The organism is Phormidesmis priestleyi ULC007 (assembly GCF_003003695.1).
GTDB classification, from domain to species: domain Bacteria; phylum Cyanobacteriota; class Cyanobacteriia; order Leptolyngbyales; family Leptolyngbyaceae; genus Phormidesmis_A; species Phormidesmis_A priestleyi_A.
Genome location: NZ_PVWG01000121.1, coordinates 1 through 1,176 on the forward strand (window position 1 = coordinate 1; position 1,176 = coordinate 1,176).

The 1,176-nt window shown below is 44.3% G+C and carries 2 pseudogenes; both read right to left on the reverse strand.

Going from position 1 to position 1,176, the window contains the following annotated elements:
* Positions 1-153 precede the first annotated feature (153 nt).
* A pseudogene (locus C7B65_RS29095) lies at positions 154-660 on the reverse strand (transposase); the annotation flags it as partial.
* Positions 644-1,176 (reverse strand): annotated as a pseudogene (locus C7B65_RS28600) (hypothetical protein); the annotation flags it as partial. The pseudogenes C7B65_RS28600 and C7B65_RS29095, both read right to left, overlap by 17 nt.

Consider the following 1,176-nt stretch of genomic DNA (forward strand, 5'->3'; position numbering starts at 1 on the left):
GGTGCTGTACTTTACGTATTTACAGCTTATAACCGGAGAGCTTTTTTACTCACTGACTGACTTCTCAAACCGCCTCTTAGAGAAGATTTAGAGAAGTCTAAAAACTAGGAGGCTGGAAGCCTGACTCAGCGGGAACTTTGACAGTGTGAAGCACAGCACTGCATACCAACTATCGGCAGTGATTACCCCTGGCATCAACCCCCAGTCCATTACTTCAAACAGCATCTCTCGAAAATAATCATGCTTTGTTTTCCCCTCACGTTTATCATTGAGCCGATAGTTCACAGGCACGGACACTCCCTGTGCGTCCGTGTAGTACAAGGTTAGTAAGTTGATGCCCTTGACCACTTTCTTGTGCTTGCCAGACCAAAAGTAACCAATCAAGGTTGTTTTGCTCGGATTGCTGTAAGGTTTGTCCAGCACCGTATCATCTCCGCTTAAGCTGCCACCCTAAAGCTGGATTCTCGGTTTGACCACTGCAAACAAATCAGCAGGAGTGTAGCGTTCTCTGACTAAAAACCGATTGATACTATCGTGAGAAAGGCGCTCTAGAATTTGAGCCAATCGTTGGCAACTGACATACTTGGGTTCTGCCAGTAAGAATAAGGTGTAGAGGTTGAGCGTACAGGTTGCGCTGGAGGGCTTAGTCAGGACACGCATCACAGGACAGCGAGGGAGAACGATCTGAGCATCCCTTTTTTAGGTCGTCATGGCTACACCCACATATGGCTAATTCTGTCAATGCGTAACTCCTAGTATACTTTGCAATCATCTTATTTCTACTTAGAAGAGAGACGATTAACCAGCTTAGTAAAAAACTAGAGACAGAAAAAGTCAGCATTGACGCGATCGATACTTGCTGAGACAGTGTAGGGAAAACCCTCACAATCAGCCCTTTAACAAGATTCATTGGAATTGGGTGAATCAAATAAATTCCAAAGGAGCAAGCTCCAAGACTCGCAACAAATTTACTATCCTTGAGGCTATTAGCTTCCATAGAGGGACTAAAGCTAGGAATTTCGCAAGCAGGAAGATTTTCTTCGTTGAGAAAAATTGTAGCATCTGAAGATAAGTGAGGCTCCAGGATAGATATAGATACTAGACTTGTTGTGAAATAAAATGCTTTTGTGGACAGGGTTTGCTCCTCTTTGCCTCCCGTTAAGCAGCCATGAGGTA